This is a genomic window from Arcicella sp. (assembly GCF_964672035.1).
In genome coordinates, this window is the sequence record NZ_CBABQS010000027.1 from 20196 (window position 1) to 37453 (window position 17258).

Below are 17258 nucleotides of genomic sequence, written 5' to 3' on the forward strand. Positions count from 1 at the left end.
AGCGTGAAATGGGACACAGATGACACTGACGGTTCACCGCTGCGATGATTTGCAATCGAACCGCACAAATTTAAGAGGAAATTACAAAAAATGCTGGCTGGGTTCAAAACCCAGCCAGCGTTAATCCAATAATTATTAAATGACTTTATTTAGATTCGGGTTTTTTATACGAGCGACCATACTTTATTTTCATTTCCGCCGAGTGACTTCTTCTCACGTTTACTTTACTATTTTTCTCTGATTTTTCGTGAAATGCTTCTCCTGCTCCTTCTCGTTTTGGTGCTTTTACTTCAATTGCTTTGGTATATTCTTTCGGTAATTCATCCAATAACATTTGGGTGTTTATTTCTAAATTATCAGGTATTTCAACCTTTGGAATTGAATAATTCATCAATTTTTCAATTTCTACTAAAAACTCCTTTTCACGCTCAATCACGAAGGATATAGCAATCCCTTTTCTACCAACCCGACCCGTTCTACCAATTCTATGTACGTAACTTTCTGAGATAGGAGGTACATCAAAATTGATAACGTGCGAAACTTCCGCTACATCCAGACCTCTTGCAATCACATCAGTAGCGACTAAAATTCTGCATTTTCCCGATTCAAAATCATCAACGGCCGCAAAACGGTGATTCTGGGCTTTATTTGAGTGAATTACTTTGATAGATTCTCCAAATACATTCTCCAATTGCTCAAAAACCATGTCGGCTAAGTGTTTTGTCGAAACAAATACTAACACTTTATTCATCTCTTCATTTTCGTTGAACAATAATTTCAAGAGATTTACCTTCGTATTAAAATTCAGAACGTCGTAATATGACTGAGAAATATTTTCTAAAGGTGTTCCAACTGGCGTTGCCTCAATTCTTTCCAAATCATTAAAATACGCCTCAATTAATACCTCAACATCTTGATTCAAGGTAGCTGAAAATAAAAGGTTTTGACGACGTTCGGGCAAACGGTCGAAAATGCTTTTCAATTGCGCACGGAAGCCCAAATTGAGCATTTCATCAAACTCATCAATCACCAATTTCTTGATAGATTTAGGCTTTAAAATACCCGTAGAAAGCAAATCAACGATTCTTCCCGGGGTTCCAACAATCAAATCGGCACCCGCTGCAACTTCCGCAGCCTGTGGACGAAGATTCACACCTCCGTAAACGCCAACCGAAATTACACTCATGTATTTAGTCAATTTTTGTACTTCTTCAAGCACCTGAACGACCAATTCACGAGTAGGAACGATAATTAATATTTGTGGGTTTTTTATTTTTGAAAACTGGAATTGGCGTAAACAAGGCAATAAATAAGCAAAAGTTTTACCCGTACCTGTTTGTGCAATTCCGCAGACATCTTTCCCCGACATTACCGTTGAAAATACTTTTTCTTGAATGGCAGTGGGGGTATCAAGCCCTAAATCTTCGAGGGCGTTTAAGAGTTGTCTGTTAAGATTTAATTCGCTGAAAGTCATAAAATTGTTATAATTTGCATACAAAGGTACGGAATTTCTTGCCTTTAACAGAACCAAATCAAAACATCAGGAAATTTCTAATTTTCGGAGCTGTGTATCAATAGTATCCTTCATAATTCATCACTCATAATTCATAATTTCAAATGAATCGTTTACAAAAAGAAACATCACCTTATTTATTACAACACGCCCAAAATCCTGTTGATTGGTTTGCGTGGGGAGAGGAGGCTTTGGAAAAAGCAAAAACCGAAAATAAGCCCATTCTGGTTAGTATTGGCTATTCTGCCTGTCATTGGTGCCATGTGATGGAACACGAATGTTTTGAAAAAGAGGAGGTTGCTCAGGTTATGAATCAACATTTTGTAAATATAAAAATTGACCGAGAAGAACGTCCAGATATTGATGCTATTTACATGGATGCTGTTCAAGCGATGGGCGTGCATGGGGGTTGGCCTCTTAATGTTTTCTTGATGCCCGATGGAAAACCTTTTTATGGAGGGACGTATTTCCCGAAAGAAAACTGGATGCAATTACTAAAATCGGTTAATAATGGATTTGTAAATCATCAAGATGAACTGCAAAAATCAGCGGAAGGGTTTACCGAAAATATGCTATTTAAAGAATCGGATAAGTACGGTTTAATCTTTGAAAATCAGGTATTTACGCAAGATGATTTAGACAAAATGTATCAAAAACTCGCCCAAACTTTTGATGAAGATTGGGGTGGTTTTGAAAGAAGTCCAAAATTTCCAATGCCTTCTATTTGGCAGTTTTTGATGCGTTATGCGCATTTAAAACAGGATGAAAAAGCGATAAATCATTTGAAATTGACGCTTAATAAAATGGCAATCGGCGGAATTTATGACCAATTGGGTGGAGGTTTTGCTCGTTATTCGGTGGATGGTGAATGGTTCTGCCCACATTTTGAGAAAATGCTTTACGATAATGGACAATTGGTCAGTTTGTATTCGGAGGCATACACATTTACTGGGGAGCAACTTTATAAAGAAACCGTCTATGAAACAATCGGCTGGTTAAAAAGAGAAATGACCAGTCCTGTAGGAGGATTTTATTCCGCTCTTGATGCTGATTCTGAGGGAGTTGAAGGTAAATTTTACGTTTGGACAAAATCAGAAATTGATGAAATTTTGGGTGATGAATCGGAAGAATTTTGTAAAATTTATCAGGTAACTGAACAGGGAAATTGGGAACACGGCGTAAATATTCCTTGGAAAAATCAGGCTATTTTAAATTCGGGTCAGTATGATAATATTCAAAAATTGTTAGTAAAACGAGCGGAAAGAATTCGCCCAGGTTTGGATGATAAAATTCTTTGTTCTTGGAATGGTTTGATGCTCAAAGGATTAGTGGATGCTTATCGTGCTTTTGGCGAACAGGATTTCTTAGATTTAGCCTTACAAAATGCTCATTTTATCAAGGATAATTTCTTAAAAGGCAAGGTATTATCGCACAGTTATAAAAATGGCGAAACCAAAATTCAAGGTTTTTTGGAAGATTATGCAACGGTAATTGAGGCATATTTGAACCTTTACCAAGCTACTTTTGATGAAAACTGGTTACATCTTGCCGAAAAATTATCGCTTTATGTTTGTCAAAATTTTTGGGATGAAGATGACCAATTATTTTTCTTTACCGATAAAAATGCAGAGAATTTAATTGTGCGTAAAAAGGAGATTTTTGATAATGTAATTCCTGCCTCTAATTCGATGATGGCACGGAATCTTTATACTTTAGGATTAATTTTGGATAGAGAAGATTTTATGGAATTGTCAAAATTAATGCTTGCCAAGATGAAAGACCTTTTAACTAAAAATGTCGATTATCTAACAAATTGGGCGTGTTTGGCTACGCAAATGGTTTTCCCAACGGCAGAAATTGCTTTGGTTGGAAAAGATTTTCTCCAATTTAGAAAAGAAATTGACTCACGGTATTATCCTAATAAAATCTTGAGTGGAACTGAAAATGCAAGTCAATTGCCTTTATTAGCAAATAGAACCTCAAAACTTGATGAAACCTTGATTTTTGTTTGTTATCATAAAACTTGCCAATTGCCTGTGAAGAGCGTTGATGAAGCTTTTGAGCAATTATCATAAATTATAGAATGTGAAATAATAACTTATTAGAGGTAAAATTTAGTAATTTGGCTCAACTTTCCGAAGGTTTTAAATTTTTGGAAAGTTCCAGTTTCTATAAGTGATGTCATTCTCCATAACTAATTTACACAGATTGGAAATAAAAATCCGTGTAAATTAGTTAAATCCTTCTCATCGGTGGGCTAATATTCTACTCCCTCGCTGAGGCTTTATAAAAACCAATTTCTGCCAGATTTATTATTCCTTTGGCTTTGTGAATTTTCATCCTAATTTTTGAGGTTTCCACCAGATTTGTCTTCAATAATTTTTTATAGCCTACCGTGGTAGCGTTACAAAGGTTTTGCCAACCCGCTCCATCCCAATATTGAATAGATAATGACTCAATCATCTGCCCTTTACTGATATTTTCTTGTAATGAAATTCGGTCAAATTGAACATTTTGTTTGAAATTTAATTCCCAAATTTGCCCAATGTGTAACGGAATACTCGTCTCTAATTTCTTATCGGTAAGCAAAGAAACTGCTGTATTTTTAGCAAGATTTTTTTCAAATGTTTCGTTCAAAATCGACCGCATTTCTTTGATAGAGTTAACATCCGTTTCTTCTAAAAGCCCATTTCTATTCGGAGGAATATTTAATAAAAATACGCCATTTCTACCAACAGACTTATAATATAATTCCACCAATTGAGCAGGAGTTTTCACCGTATTGTTTTCAGATTCATGATAAAACCAGCCTTTACGGATAGATACGTCACATTCGGGCGTAATCCACGACTTTCCGTTGGCATCACCCGTATTTAAGTATTTTGAATCAGCATTGCCAATCGCCATTCCAGTGGTTGTGATAGTTGACCAGCAAGTTTCACCCGCAAAACCCGATTCATTTCCAACCCAACGTACATCTGGACCAATATCCGAAAACATAACCGCATTGGGCTGTAATTGGCGGACAATATCCCAATATCCTTGAAAATCATACGACATATTTTTAGCATTTTCGCCCTTTGCTCCATCAAACCACACTTCCGAGATTTCGCCATAATTGCTTAATAATTCTCTGAGCTGATTTTTATAATGATTGTTGTAAGTGTCTGTTCCATAAGAAGGTTCATGTCTATCCCACGGTGAAAGATATACGCCAAATTTTAGTCCAGCTTCACGACAAGCATCGGACACATCTTTCACAACGTCACCTTTACCACTTTTCCAAGGACTATTTTTTACAGAATGATAGGTGTATTTTGAAGGCCATAAACAAAAACCATCGTGATGTTTGGCTGTAAGAATAATCATTTTGAACCCAGCGTCTTTGGCGGCTTTCGTCCACTGATGCGCATCAAAATTAGTGGGATTGAAAATAGAAGGCGATTCTGTGCCGTCTCCCCATTCTTTATCGGTAAATGTATTGACGGTAAAATGGGCAAACATGGTGGTTTCCATTTGTTGCCACTGGATTTGACGAGTTGTTGGCAGCACTTGTGAAGAGGATTTTGAAGAAATTAGGCAAAATATAAATGCCAAAATTGGGAATAATTTCATGTTATGGATTTAGTTTTTAATTATTTTTTCTTACAATAATACCAAATTTAACTCGAACCCTCAAAAAACAAATTCAACCCCTTCAGATTCCTTTTTATCGGCATATAAAATGAGTTCTTCCATTTTTCCATTCAACATAAACCGAATCGCTGAGGTATTTGCTCCTTCTTTACCCGTGTTGTTCGCAAAGACCGTTAAAATGTTTTTATGGTAAGGTAATAGTTTGATTTTCAATTGTTTAGGTTTATTCAGTAGCTTGTATTTTTCAAGTATATATTGTCCATTAAAACAGACGGAAACAATATCGCCATCCTCGTTTTCATGGTCAAAAAGCTCAAGCGTTATTTCATCCGTTTTGACTTGATAAGTATGTTTAATAATAACTTTTCGTTCCATTTCGCAATATATTTTATCCGCTTTTTGTCCAGTAAAAGAAGACTTCTGCAATCTTTTTATTGGCAAATTATAAGACATTTGAAAGCCGATATACGCTCCATTTTCTTGAAAATTACTGGCTCCAGTTGGTTGATTATTATTGAATCCCGTAATGGTATTTGACACAAAATAACCCGTTGGAATGCCTACACGGATACCCATATCCAACGACCGCATATCATCCGCTCGTCGCCAATAGGTTTTCCCAATTTCGATAAAAGCAAGGATAGATTTTCGATTAACCACCTCACTTTGAATCTTAAATCCACGACCATTAAAAACCCAATCCTCCTGATTTTCAGCCGATTTGTCTAAATAATTCATTGTCCTTAGTCCGAATTGAGCGTAATTTCTGGCTTCACCCCAAAGTCTTCGTCCTCGTGATTTTGACGTATAAGTGATACTTGCCGAAAGCCCCGAATAGCTAACTGTATTTTGCCAAATGGTTGCTTCTTTGTTATTTAGATTAAATTGATAGTCATTTTTGACCGAATAACTGTGCGGAATACAAGCGTAATAAAGGCCAATTTCGCCCTTTAAAATCCGATCATTTTGCAATAATTTTGAAATATTTAAGCCCAAATCAAACGAACCAATTAATCCAGAAAATTGCGTTGTTCCTTGATTATTGGTCGAAGCATTGATTGGAAAAACCGTAAAAGGGAAGGGAGAATAATTGAAAACCCCTTGTTGAAAACCTTGTGGAATGGTTGATGTTTGTGGTAGTCCAAAAGTAAATAAGGTTCCCGAAGGACGAATGCCAATCGTACTAATACCTTGTTTATTAGATAGTTGAGCGGTACAATTGATAATTGATAATGAACAATTGATAACTAAGATAACGAAAGTAGCTTTTCCCAAAAATAATTTTTTTAGGAAGTTTCTCCAAGATAGAAAAGGAACTTTATTTTTCACAAATTGCTTTTGAAAACTGTTAATTATTAATTGTCAATTATCTATTCATTTTATCCTCTCAGGGTTTTCATTCACAAAAGCGCCCCAACCTTTTTTTGTGCCTTTCATGGTTGCCATAACACTCGTACCGTGAAAATGATGACAAACGGCAATGCCCAAAGCATCGGTGGCATCAAACATTTTGGCATCTAATTTCATCTTCAATAATTGGTCAAGCATGTGGGCAACTTGTTCTTTTGAAGCATTTCCATTGCCAGTAACCGACTGTTTTACGGTTTTGGGAGAGTATTCAACAATAGGAATTTCCCTTGATAAGGCGGCAGCCATCACAACCCCTTGAGCTCTTCCCAATTTCAACATCGACTGCACGTTTACCCCAAAAAAAGGAGCTTCAATGGCCATTTCATCGGGTGAGAATTCTTCGATAATTCCAATAATTCTATCAAATATTTTCTTTAATTTGATGCCTTGCGTTGTATATTTGCTCAAATTGATGACGCCATATTGCAAAACTTTCATGCTATCGCCCTGTGTTAAAATCACACCGTAGCCCATAAATCGAGTTCCTGGGTCAACTCCTAAGATTATTTTTTCCTTTTTTTCTGACATAACGCAAGATAAGGACGAAACAAATGCTAAAACAAGTATTTTTCTGAAAAACTATTTTTAATCGTCACTTAGACCTTTATGAATATTTGCGGGATAAAACAATTTGAAATCTTTATAAATGTATATCATCCTGATCATCAACATATTGTATTCAATATTTAACCTCGTATTAATATTTACTTGGCAAAAAATGAAGCATTTAAAAGCCACCACTATTAGCCAAAAAGATACAAAATTGACCGTAATTGTACCCGTTAGAAATGAGTCAGCTAACATCCTTAAACTTCTGAACGACTTAAATAAGCAGCACTATCCATTTAGTAATTTTGAAGTTATTATTGCCAATGATGGTTCGACGGATAATACGGAAAATATCGTGTTGAATTTTCAAGAAATTGCAAAATACGAATTGAAATTGCTGAATATTTTGAACGAAAAAGGCAATTCTCCGAAAAAAAGAGCCATTCAGAAAAGCATTGAAATTGCCGCTGGCGAATTAATAATTACAACCGATGGCGATTGTAGCGTTTCAGAGAATTGGTTAGCTTCCATCGAACTAAAATTTAAAGAAACGGATGCAAAATTTATCAGTTCTCCCGTTACTTTCACCGATGAAAAATCGTTTTGGAATTCGATTCAAATCATAGAATTTGCCAGTTTAATTGGCTCTGGAGCCTGCGCCATGTTTTTGAAAAAACCAAATATGTGCAATGGAGCAAACATTGCTTACACCCGTGAAATATTTGAAAAAGTAGGTGGATTTGCGGGAAATGAACATTTAGCTTCGGGAGATGATGAGTTTTTAATGCACAAAATTGCTAAATTTTATCCGACAAAAGTGGTTTTCAACATGGATAAAGATTCCATCGTTTATACCAATTCATCCCTAAATATGACTCAATTTTATCAGCAAAGAAAGCGCTGGGCGAGCAAGTGGAAACATTACGAAGATTGGAAAATATCGACTTTGGCAATCTTTATTTTTACCGTGAATTTAATTTTTTTATGGAGTCTTTTTACGGGAAATATATTTAATTTATTGTTAAAATTAGTTGCTGAGTTTGTTTATTTGTCCTTGATAATCAGTTATTTAGGCTATAAAAATAAAATAAAATTTATTCCAGCCATTCAATTTATTTATCCTTTTTATGTCGTTTTTTTTGGCTTTATTGCCCAAGGAAAAGGCTATCATTGGAAAGGACGAAAACTATCATAAAATATATGTTTATTCACAAAACAAATTTTTTAATGCGGGCTTTGTATCCAGATTTTATATGGAGAGTCCCCACGAAAGAAAAAGAAATATTTCTAACTTTTGATGATGGCCCAATTCCCGAAATAACCGAATTTGTTTTAGACGAATTAAATAAATATCAAGCCAAAGCTACCTTTTTTTGTATTGGTGCAAATATCGAAAAATATCCAAATATTTTTCAAAAAATTGTAAATCAACAACATACCATCGGAAATCATACTTTTAATCACTTGAAAGGCTGGGACACAGAAGATGGAATTTATTTAGATAATTTTAGAAAGTGTGAGGATGAGATTTTTAAACAAATCCCAAATCCTAAATCCCAAATCCCAAATCTATTCCGTCCTCCTTTTGGCAGAATTAAAAGAAGCCAAGCAAAGGAAATTTTGAAATCGCACGAAATTGTGATGTGGGATGTTCTCACGGGTGACTATGATCAAAGCCTGTCCAAAGAGCGAGTTTTATCGAAAACATTGCAACATACCGAACAGGGTTCCATTGTACTTTTCCATGATAGTACAAAAGCCAGTAAGAATATGATGCATGCTTTGCCGAGAGTTTTAAAACACTTTTCGGAGCGAGGATTTACGTTTAAAGCACTTTAATGTGCATTCGGGATTACAACTCATTTTTCGCTTTTTAAACAGGGTGTATGCCTATCATATAAATTATGAATTACCCAAGAATTACTATCTGGATTGCCGCTCGAAATGAAGAAGACAATATTATAAACTGTCTTCGTTCCATAGAAAAATTAAATTATCCGATTGAATCTTTGCAAATTCTGATTGGAAATGACCAGTCAACGGATAACACTGAATTATTAGTAAAAGATTTTATAATTGATAAACCTCACTTTCAATTGATTGATATCCAGAAAGTTATTAATGAGCAAAGAGGTAAAGCGAATGTTTTAGCCAATCTTTATGAACATTCTTGGGGTGAATATTTCTTGATTTGTGATGCAGATGTTACCGTGAATCCTGATTGGGTAAAAGGAATGATTGCTAATTTTGAAGAAGATCTAAATATTGGTCATCAAGTGGGAATTACGTCTATTAAAGGAGATTCAATTTGGCATCATTTTCAATCCATTGATTGGCTTCATGCGTTGACATTATTGAAAATTGCCGCAGAATTGAAGATTCCTCTGACGGGTTTGGGTAATAATTCAGCAGTAACACGGAAGGCTTACGAAGCTACGGGAGGATACGCAAAAATTCCATTTTCAATTACCGAAGATTTTGAATTATTCCACGAAGTGGTTAATAAAGATTTTGGCTTTAAAAATACGATAAATCAGGAAGTTTTCAATCAGACTTTACCAATGTCAACGCTCAAAGAATTTTTGCATCAACGCAAACGTTGGATGGTTGGAGCTTTACAATGTCCATGGTGGGTAGTATTCTTATTATTTTTTCAAGCCCTTTTTCTCCCAATTTTATTGCTAATTGGAATCTTTTTTTCTTGGAAAATGGCAGGAATTTTATGGGTTTTAAAATGGGCAAATCAAACTATAACAGTTTTGCCAACCATCATAAAATTAAAAGAATTTCACTTACTCAGATACTTGCTTTTATACGAATTTTATGCCAATTGGTGGCAAATGACCATGATTTTCTTCTACTATTCTCCAGTGAAAGTGGATTGGAAAGGTCGAATTTATGAATAATTAAAATTTTAGTAATGATAGAAACCCACGCACATATCTACGATGAAGTCTTTGCCGACGACCGTGAAGAAATGCTAAATAGAGCCTTTGAGGCAGGAATTTCAGAAATATGGATGCCTAATTGCGCTTCAGAAACCATTGAAGGCATGATGGATTTGGTAACAAAATACCCAAAGCAGTGTCGCCCGATGATGGGCTTACATCCGTGTTATGTAAAAGAAGATTTCGAGAAAGAATTATACATTGTTGAGGACTGGTTAAATAAAGAAACATTCATTGCGATTGGTGAAATTGGCATGGATTTATTTTGGGATAAAACCTTCATTCAACAGCAAGAACAGGCTTTTTTAACCCAATGTTCCTTAGCAAAAAAGCATAATCTCTGGATTGATATTCACTCTCGGAATGCGTTTTGGGAAACCGTTGCTTTGATTGAAAAAAATGCTGACCCAAACTTAAAAGGGATTTTTCATTGCTTTTCTGGCACTATGGAGGAGGCTCAAAAAGCGATTGAATTAAATTTTTTATTAGGCATTGGGGGCGTGGCAACGTTCAAAAATGGCGGTTTAGACAAAATTTTACCGCACATTGATTTGAAGCACATTGTTCTCGAAACCGATGCCCCTTATCTCGCACCAGTTCCATACCGAGGTAAACGAAATGAACCCGTTTACTTGCAAATGATTGCGCAGAAGGTGGCGGATATGATGCAGGTTAGCGTAGAGGAAGTGATTGAACAAACGAGTTTGAATGCTCAAAAATTAATTAAATGAAAACCATTAAAATAAAAACAAAAGCCGACGGCAAAAATGATGTAAAAGTACTTGTAATCTATACAGGAGGCACATTAGGAATGGTTTATGATGCTAAAACGGATAGTTTAGTACCTTTTGATTTTGCCCAAATTCCCGATAATTTGCCCGAAATGGCACGTTTAGATTTCGAGATTTCGGTTCTTACTTTTGACGAATTACTGGATTCTTCTAACATGAATCCTGAAACTTGGGTTATGTTAGCAAAAATGATTGAAGAAAATTACGCCAAATATGATTCTTTCGTAATTCTTCACGGCACCGACACGATGGCTTACACGGCTTCAGCATTAAGTTATTTATTGGAAAATCTCAATAAGCCCGTCATTCTCACGGGGGCTCAATTGCCCATCGGCGTTGCCCGAACCGATGCGAAGGAAAATTTTATCACGGCACTTGAAATTGCTTCTGCCCAAACCAATAATCGTCCAATTATTTCGGAAGTTTGTATTTATTTCAATTCGGTTTTATTACGTGGAAATCGGGCTATCAAGAACGAGAGCGTGCAATTTAATGCTTTTGAATCCGAAAATTATCCCGTTTTAGCCCAAGCAGGAATCAAAATTGAATACAATAAACCCTACCTCAAACATTATGATTCGGATGCAATGTTGAAAGTCCACGAATCCTTGGATGAAAATGTGGTGATTCTGAAGTTATTTCCCGGAATTACCGAGAAAGTTGTTCGGAATATTTTAGAAATCAAAGGATTAAGAGGCGTGGTGTTAGAAACTTTCGGCTCCGGAAATGCCCCAACAGTTGATTGGTTTTTGAAATTAATGAAAGAATTTATCGAAAAGGGAATCGTGATTTTTAATGTTTCGCAGTGCAATGGTGGTCGAGTAGCACAAGGGAGATACCAAACAAGTCAATATTTACAAGAAATTGGTGTAGTCAGTGGGGCAGATATGACAACGGAGGCGGCCATTACGAAATTGATGTTTGCCTTGGGTCAAAGTAATGATATTCAGCTTGTTAAAAAGACTTTGAGACATTCAATTGCTGGCGAAATGTCATAAATTGCCTTACATTAATTTCTAACGCAGTCTGGTTCAAAACCCAGACTGCGTTCATCATATTAAAATCCAACTTATGTTATCACCACTATTTGTCGCTATTCTTTTAGTTATCAGTATTTTATTGATCATTATTTTGAGTTCAAAATTCAAGTTCAATACATTTTACGTATTGTTTATGGTGGCTATTTTAGTGGGGTTGACGGCTCAATTTTCTGGTGAAGAGGTCATTAAAAATCTCAAAGCAGGTTTCGGACACACCCTTGAAAAAATCGGATTATTGATTATTTTAGGAACAACTTTGGGCGTAATTTTGGATAAAACCAATGCCACCATCAGCATTGCCAATTATATTCTTGAAAAAACGGGGGAAAGATATGCAGGCGTTGCCATCACATTGATTGGTTTTATCATCGGGCTGCCCATTTTTTGTGATTCAGGATTTATTGTTTTGAGCGGTTTGCTCTATTCTTTAGGTAAAAAAGTTAAAGATTCGCAGGTATTTTTTACGGTTTGTTTGGCGGGTTCATTATACTCGGTTCATTGCTTGGTTCCACCTCATCCCGGTATCACAGCCGCTGCGGGTTTAATGAATGTTGAGTTGGGACAAACGATGTTATTGGGCATATTTTTGGCCATTCCAGGAACGTTAATTGTTTATTTTTGGGGCAAATATGCGGGTAAAAAATATCAGCATCTATATTCAGAAACGGTTAATTTACAAGAAGATACAATAAATTTATCAACCTTGAATTTACCCAAACCATTGCATTCATTTTTGCCAATTATCGTACCTATTGCTTTAATTTCATTAAAATCAATCATCCTTTTAAATCCAACCATTTTTTCGGAAGCAATGTTGAGTCTGATAAAATTTGTGGGGGAACCGATTGTTGCGTTATTTATTGGAATTTTGATTTCAATAACCCTTTTTGAAAAATTTGAGAAAGCCAAATTGAATCATTTATTGGAAACTGCCATTGAAAAAGCAGGACCAATTTTGGCAATTATTGCCATCGGAGGAGCATTCGGGGAAATAATAAAAATGTTGGATTTAGGGAAAGTTTTTGGGGCTACCATTACCCAATATCACGTTGGATTATTGATTCCCTTCATTTTGACGGTGATTTTCAAAACAGCGCAAGGTTCTTCTACCGTTGCCATTATCTCGTCAGCATCCATTATTTTTCCACTTTTACCCTCTTTAGGATTGGATTCTGAATGGGGAAGACAAATCACGCTAATGGCGATGGGAGCGGGGTCAATGATGGTGTCTCACGCCAATGATGCCTACTTTTGGGTGGTGTCAAGATTTGGGAATCTAAGCACCGACTTAGCCCTAAAATCTTATACCCTAATGACCGTTTTAATGGGAATGATTACTTTTTTGATGGTGTGTTTAGTGCATTTGATTCACGGATAAATTTCAAACCGTAATATTTGTGTAAATCGAATCCAAAATCCGTACAAATATTTTGTAGTCTTCATCATTCAAATCACCCCAACCTTTTCTACGCACTTCTGCCACAATGGGGTAGGCTTCATCGAATTTAGCTCTTCCCGCATCCGTTAAGGTAATGATAAATTTACGACGGTCATTTTCTGCCATTGTGCGTTCTGACAAGCCTTTTTTTACTAATAAATCAATAATTCTGGTAACGGTTGGCGCATCTTTTACGGTCATTTCTGCCAATTCATTCTGACTGATTCCGTTGCTTTCAAATCGGCAAATATGGTCTAAAAGTACCCATTGATCAACGGTTAAATCCACCTTTAAATCATCAAATTTCTTTTGTATTTGTTGTCTTATTTTTTTAATTGTTGTGTCAATCTTAAAAAAGTAAGCACGGTTTTCTGCGGGATTAGATGTCATTTTGTCTGATAATAGCTTAAATTTAATTTGGTAAACAATTGTTTTAGCAACAATTGTTTACCAAATTAACAAAATATTAACTTAGAATCGTAGCTTAACCCCAAAAATCAAATATTCGCTAATTGATTTTTAATTTCCAAGTCGCTTTGAATAAATATTTTCCGAGTAGGATTCATATTCATTCTAAATTCCAATTCTTTTTCAATTTCAGGAATTGCGTTAAATAATTGTTGGTACGAATCTATCACAAAATACTGTTCTTGATAGTGGTCTTTGATGAATGGCGTATCAAATATTTGACGTGTATTGTAGTTAAGTCTTTGAGGATGAGTTGATTCTAAACTATATAAGCTTTCTCCCGAAGACGATAATATGCCCGCTCCATAAATCTTCAACTGTCCATTTTCTCGGATTAAACCAAATTCTATCGTGTACCAGTATAGTCTTGCGATGTACTCAATGGCTTCTTTATTTTCCACAAATCGTAAGGCAATTCGAGCTAATTCTTCCAAAAAATGACAAACCGATTGATTTGATAATAATGGGACATGACCAAAAATATCATGAAACATATCAGGTTCTTCTAAATAATCTAATTGTTCACGCCTACGTAACCACGTGGAGGCACAAAATCGTTTGTTTTTCATCAATTCAAAAAATGGACGATTTTCAATTAACCCTGGTACCACGTGAATTTGCCAACCCGTTAATTCATTTAATAAAATATTGGTTTCCAGATAATTAGGAATTTTGTCGGCAGAGAAATTTACTTTTTCAATTCCTTCCAGATAGGCGATACTGGCAATTGGTTTGAGTTGCTCAATTTGGCGATTGAAAAGTATCTGCCAAACCTCAAAATCTTCGGGTGTGTAAGCTGAATATTCTTGTGTCATTTTCTTAGTTTAAATATTTGTAAGTAAATATAATTAGTATAACAATTATTTACAAGCTAAATTAAAGATTAATTGGTCAAGAGCTGCTCAGCGTTTTTAAAAGAGTGACGAAAACGTCAATAAACCTCTTTCAAAAATTCCAACACCGCATTGGTAAAAGCATGATTTGAATCACCTGCCACCATGTGTCCCGCATCCGATACATTCACGCTACGCACGTGAGGAACTTCATCCAAAAATTCCGCCATCACTTTTTCGGAAACCACATCCGATATACCTCCACGCACAATCATCGTTGGTACTATTAGGTTCTTAGCGGCTTGATACATTCGTGCTTCATTCTTGATTTGTTGGTCTGGCGTAATGCTTTTCCAAAGTTCCAGCATTTTCATGTCCCAATGCCAATAATACCTCCCATCCGCTCGCAGACGCAAATTTTTCTCTAATCTTGAATGATCTTTGGGTTTTGTTCGGTTGGGTAAATAGGCAGAAACTGATTCGGCGGCTTCTTCAATGGAAGCGAATCCGTGTTTATTGGAAGACATAAATGCAAAGATTCTTTCGATGCCTTTTTGTTCGGCTTTGGGGGCAATATCCACTAAAATAATGGCTGACGAAATGGACTTTTCGGATTCTCCCTCGGCAATTAGACAGGTTAATCCACCCATTGAAGCCCCGACAATGGCAGGTTTTTTGCCAATTAATCTGATGACTTCCTTTAAATCATTTCCTAAATCCTCAATATTATAACTTCCTGACTCCGACCAACTGCTATCGCCATGTCCACGGGCATCTAAGGCAATAGCATAATAACCATTTTGGGCAATAATTTTGGAAGAATCACCCCAAGAATGACGAGTTTGTCCGCCCCCGTGGAGCAGGAGTACAGGTTTATCTGCTGGATTGCCACAAGTATCGGCTACGATGAAGAAATTAGGATAAATTTCAAAATTGATTGTTTGCATGATGATTTGATTTGTATTTTTTAATTACGAAGTTATACTAAAACTATTTCTAATAAGAAGAATTTCGGTTTATGAATCGATTCCGTTTGTAGGAATTGAATCAATTTTATGGTTAATTTGGTGAATAAATTCCATTTCTAAACAATCAAAAAAGTGTCAATCAAAAACAAGACAATATTAATTACGGGAGCAAGTAAAGGAATCGGTAGAGCATTAGCTTTATCATTGGCAGAAAAGGGTGCAAATTTGAGTTTAATCGCTCGAAGTGAAATTGAACTTATGATCTTGAAAGCCGAAATTGAAATTATTGGAACAAAAGCAGAGATATTTATTGGCTCGGTTTCCGATGAAGAATTCGTAAAATCAACGATTGCTTCAACGGTGGAAGCATTTGGAAAAATTGATGGACTTGTCAATAATGCTGGCTTCGGGATTTTCAAGCAAGTATCTGAAATTTCAACCGAAGAGTGGGATGCTATTTATGAAACGAATGTAAAAGGAACATTTTTATTTTGCCGAGAATGCGTTCCTCACATGAAAAATGCTGGCGGAGGACACATTATAAATGTGGCTTCAGATGTTGCCAAGCGAGTTTTTGATGGAGGTTCATTGTATTGTTCTTCAAAATATGCCCAGGATGCTTTCTCAATGGCACTCAGAAAAGAGGTTAGAAGAGATGCCATTAAAGTATCGGTTGTGTATTCTGGATTAGTCGATACTTTTTTTCATAATAAAGAAGCAGGTGATCCTCATCAAGCTGAATATTTGACCTCACAAAATATGGCTGATGTAATTACATACATTTTGGAGGCGCCCAAACACGTGGTAATTGATGAATTAATGATACATCCGATTAGCCAAGAATATTAAAATTAAATAAACACACAAACTCGAAATCTCATGAAAATTTTATTAACGCTTATATTTTTCGCCCTACTGCTTAATGTTCATGCACAAGTAGGCGTTGGTGCAAAATCTCCAAACAAATCAGCCATTTATTTTGATGGTTCAAGGAAAATGCTTGACGAAAAATGGACTTATTGGGAAGGGCCAAGATTAAAGGCTACATTACCCATTAAGTGGTTTATCGTAAATGACCCTGTAAATGCAGGAACGGTGGTAAATACCAACGACCCCGCAGCGGCAGGTGGGCTTTACGGAGCGGCAGATATTGTAACCAAAGAAAAATTCAAGGATTTTAGACTTCATCTTGAATTTTATGTTTCAAAAACTGGCGGAAATAGTGGCGTTTACTTACAAAATCGCTACGAAATTCAGATTTGTGACGGTGATACAACTTCACACGGGCTTGGAGCAGTTATCAACGAAACATCATCGCCATATTATGCCTACAAAGGGGTTGGAAAATGGAATGCGTACGATATGAATTTTAGAGCGGCAAGGTTTAAAGATGGTAAATTGACTGAAAAAGCAATGGTTACCATTTATTTGAATGGTAAAAAAGTGCATAAAAATCAGATGATTAGTCAAGTTTGGGGTGGAAAATTTTCGGGTGTTGATGGAGGAAATGATAATGGAAAAGGTATTTCGGATACTCCAGAAGGCTTAAAATTGCAAGCTGAAGGACACGATGTTTTGTACAGAAACATTTGGATTACAAAAAAAGACTTGAAAACAGCCAATACCGACTTCTAAAACGTAAAATTCTTGGTTCTGAATGATTG

General features: G+C 35.9%; 16 protein-coding genes. 9 read left to right on the plus strand and 7 right to left on the minus strand.

Translation table 11 applies throughout. The features are described 5' to 3' along the window. Positions 1–145 precede the first annotated feature (145 nt). Positions 146–1474 carry a DEAD/DEAH box helicase gene (locus AC1W31_RS09725; protein WP_481734239.1) on the minus strand — a complete coding sequence of 443 codons (1329 nt, stop codon included), beginning with the start codon at positions 1472–1474 and terminating at the stop codon, positions 146–148. Between the two features lie 143 nt (positions 1475–1617). Here AC1W31_RS09725 and AC1W31_RS09730 point away from each other — a divergent pair, with 143 nt between their 5' ends. Continuing rightward, positions 1618–3588 (plus strand): thioredoxin domain-containing protein, encoded by a 1971-nt coding sequence (locus tag AC1W31_RS09730; protein ID WP_481734240.1) that lies wholly within the window; start codon positions 1618–1620, stop codon positions 3586–3588. A gap of 190 nt (positions 3589–3778) precedes the next feature. On the opposite strand, the gene AC1W31_RS09735 is transcribed toward AC1W31_RS09730, so the two are convergent. Genes AC1W31_RS09735 through ruvC form a run of 3 tightly spaced genes read right to left on the minus strand, consistent with a single transcriptional unit; the run spans position 3779 to position 7087 of the window. After that, positions 3779–5128 (minus strand): alpha-L-fucosidase, encoded by a 1350-nt coding sequence (locus AC1W31_RS09735; protein WP_481734241.1) that lies wholly within the window; start codon positions 5126–5128, stop codon positions 3779–3781. A gap of 60 nt (positions 5129–5188) precedes the next feature. Beyond that, positions 5189–6478, minus strand: coding sequence for a hypothetical protein (locus AC1W31_RS09740; protein ID WP_481734242.1), 1290 nt, complete (start codon positions 6476–6478; stop codon positions 5189–5191). A 45-nt stretch (positions 6479–6523) separates the two neighbouring features. Next, a complete protein-coding gene (gene ruvC / locus AC1W31_RS09745; RefSeq protein ID WP_481734243.1) occupies positions 6524–7087 on the minus strand; it encodes a crossover junction endodeoxyribonuclease RuvC in 564 nt (187 codons plus the stop codon). Between the two features lie 190 nt (positions 7088–7277). Here ruvC and AC1W31_RS09750 point away from each other — a divergent pair, with 190 nt between their 5' ends. The 6 genes from AC1W31_RS09750 to AC1W31_RS09775 all read left to right on the plus strand — a co-directional run bounded on the left by AC1W31_RS09750 (position 7278) and on the right by AC1W31_RS09775 (position 13265). Then, on the plus strand, positions 7278–8303 hold the full coding sequence (locus AC1W31_RS09750; protein ID WP_481734244.1) for a glycosyltransferase: 1026 nt from the start codon (positions 7278–7280) through the stop codon (positions 8301–8303). A 5-nt stretch (positions 8304–8308) separates the two neighbouring features. Next, on the plus strand, positions 8309–8947 hold the full coding sequence (locus AC1W31_RS09755; RefSeq protein ID WP_481734245.1) for a polysaccharide deacetylase family protein: 639 nt from the start codon (positions 8309–8311) through the stop codon (positions 8945–8947). Positions 8948–9012: 65 nt separating this feature from the next. Beyond that, positions 9013–10014, plus strand: coding sequence for a glycosyltransferase (locus AC1W31_RS09760; protein WP_481734246.1), 1002 nt, complete (start codon positions 9013–9015; stop codon positions 10012–10014). A 14-nt stretch (positions 10015–10028) separates the two neighbouring features. Next, positions 10029–10787, plus strand: coding sequence for a TatD family hydrolase (locus tag AC1W31_RS09765; protein ID WP_481734247.1), 759 nt, complete (start codon positions 10029–10031; stop codon positions 10785–10787). Further along, positions 10784–11845: an asparaginase gene (locus AC1W31_RS09770; protein ID WP_481734248.1), complete on the plus strand. Its 1062-nt coding sequence runs from the start codon at positions 10784–10786 to the stop codon at positions 11843–11845. Before AC1W31_RS09765 ends, AC1W31_RS09770 begins: the two co-directional genes overlap by 4 nt. A 73-nt stretch (positions 11846–11918) precedes the next feature. Further along, entirely contained in the window at positions 11919–13265 is a 1347-nt protein-coding gene (locus tag AC1W31_RS09775; protein WP_481734249.1) for a GntP family permease, read from the plus strand. Between the two features lie 3 nt (positions 13266–13268). Here the strand turns inward: AC1W31_RS09775 and AC1W31_RS09780 are convergent, their stop codons facing one another. The 3 genes from AC1W31_RS09780 to AC1W31_RS09790 form a co-directional block, all read right to left on the minus strand. Continuing rightward, entirely contained in the window at positions 13269–13715 is a 447-nt protein-coding gene (locus AC1W31_RS09780) for a MarR family winged helix-turn-helix transcriptional regulator (protein WP_481734250.1), read from the minus strand. Positions 13716–13822: 107 nt separating this feature from the next. Further along, positions 13823–14608 (minus strand): phenylalanine 4-monooxygenase, encoded by a 786-nt coding sequence (locus AC1W31_RS09785; RefSeq protein WP_481734251.1) that lies wholly within the window; start codon positions 14606–14608, stop codon positions 13823–13825. 116 nt (positions 14609–14724) lie between these two features. Further along, positions 14725–15573: an alpha/beta fold hydrolase gene (locus tag AC1W31_RS09790; protein WP_481734252.1), complete on the minus strand. Its 849-nt coding sequence runs from the start codon at positions 15571–15573 to the stop codon at positions 14725–14727. Between the two features lie 153 nt (positions 15574–15726). Here AC1W31_RS09790 and AC1W31_RS09795 point away from each other — a divergent pair, with 153 nt between their 5' ends. Together AC1W31_RS09795 and AC1W31_RS09800 are read left to right on the plus strand one after the other, a co-directional pair. Next, positions 15727–16443, plus strand: a complete 717-nt coding sequence (locus AC1W31_RS09795; protein WP_481734253.1) for an SDR family oxidoreductase — start codon at positions 15727–15729, stop codon at positions 16441–16443. A gap of 30 nt (positions 16444–16473) precedes the next feature. Next, positions 16474–17229: a 3-keto-disaccharide hydrolase gene (locus AC1W31_RS09800; RefSeq protein ID WP_481734254.1), complete on the plus strand. Its 756-nt coding sequence runs from the start codon at positions 16474–16476 to the stop codon at positions 17227–17229. Positions 17230–17258: the final 29 nt, after the last annotated feature.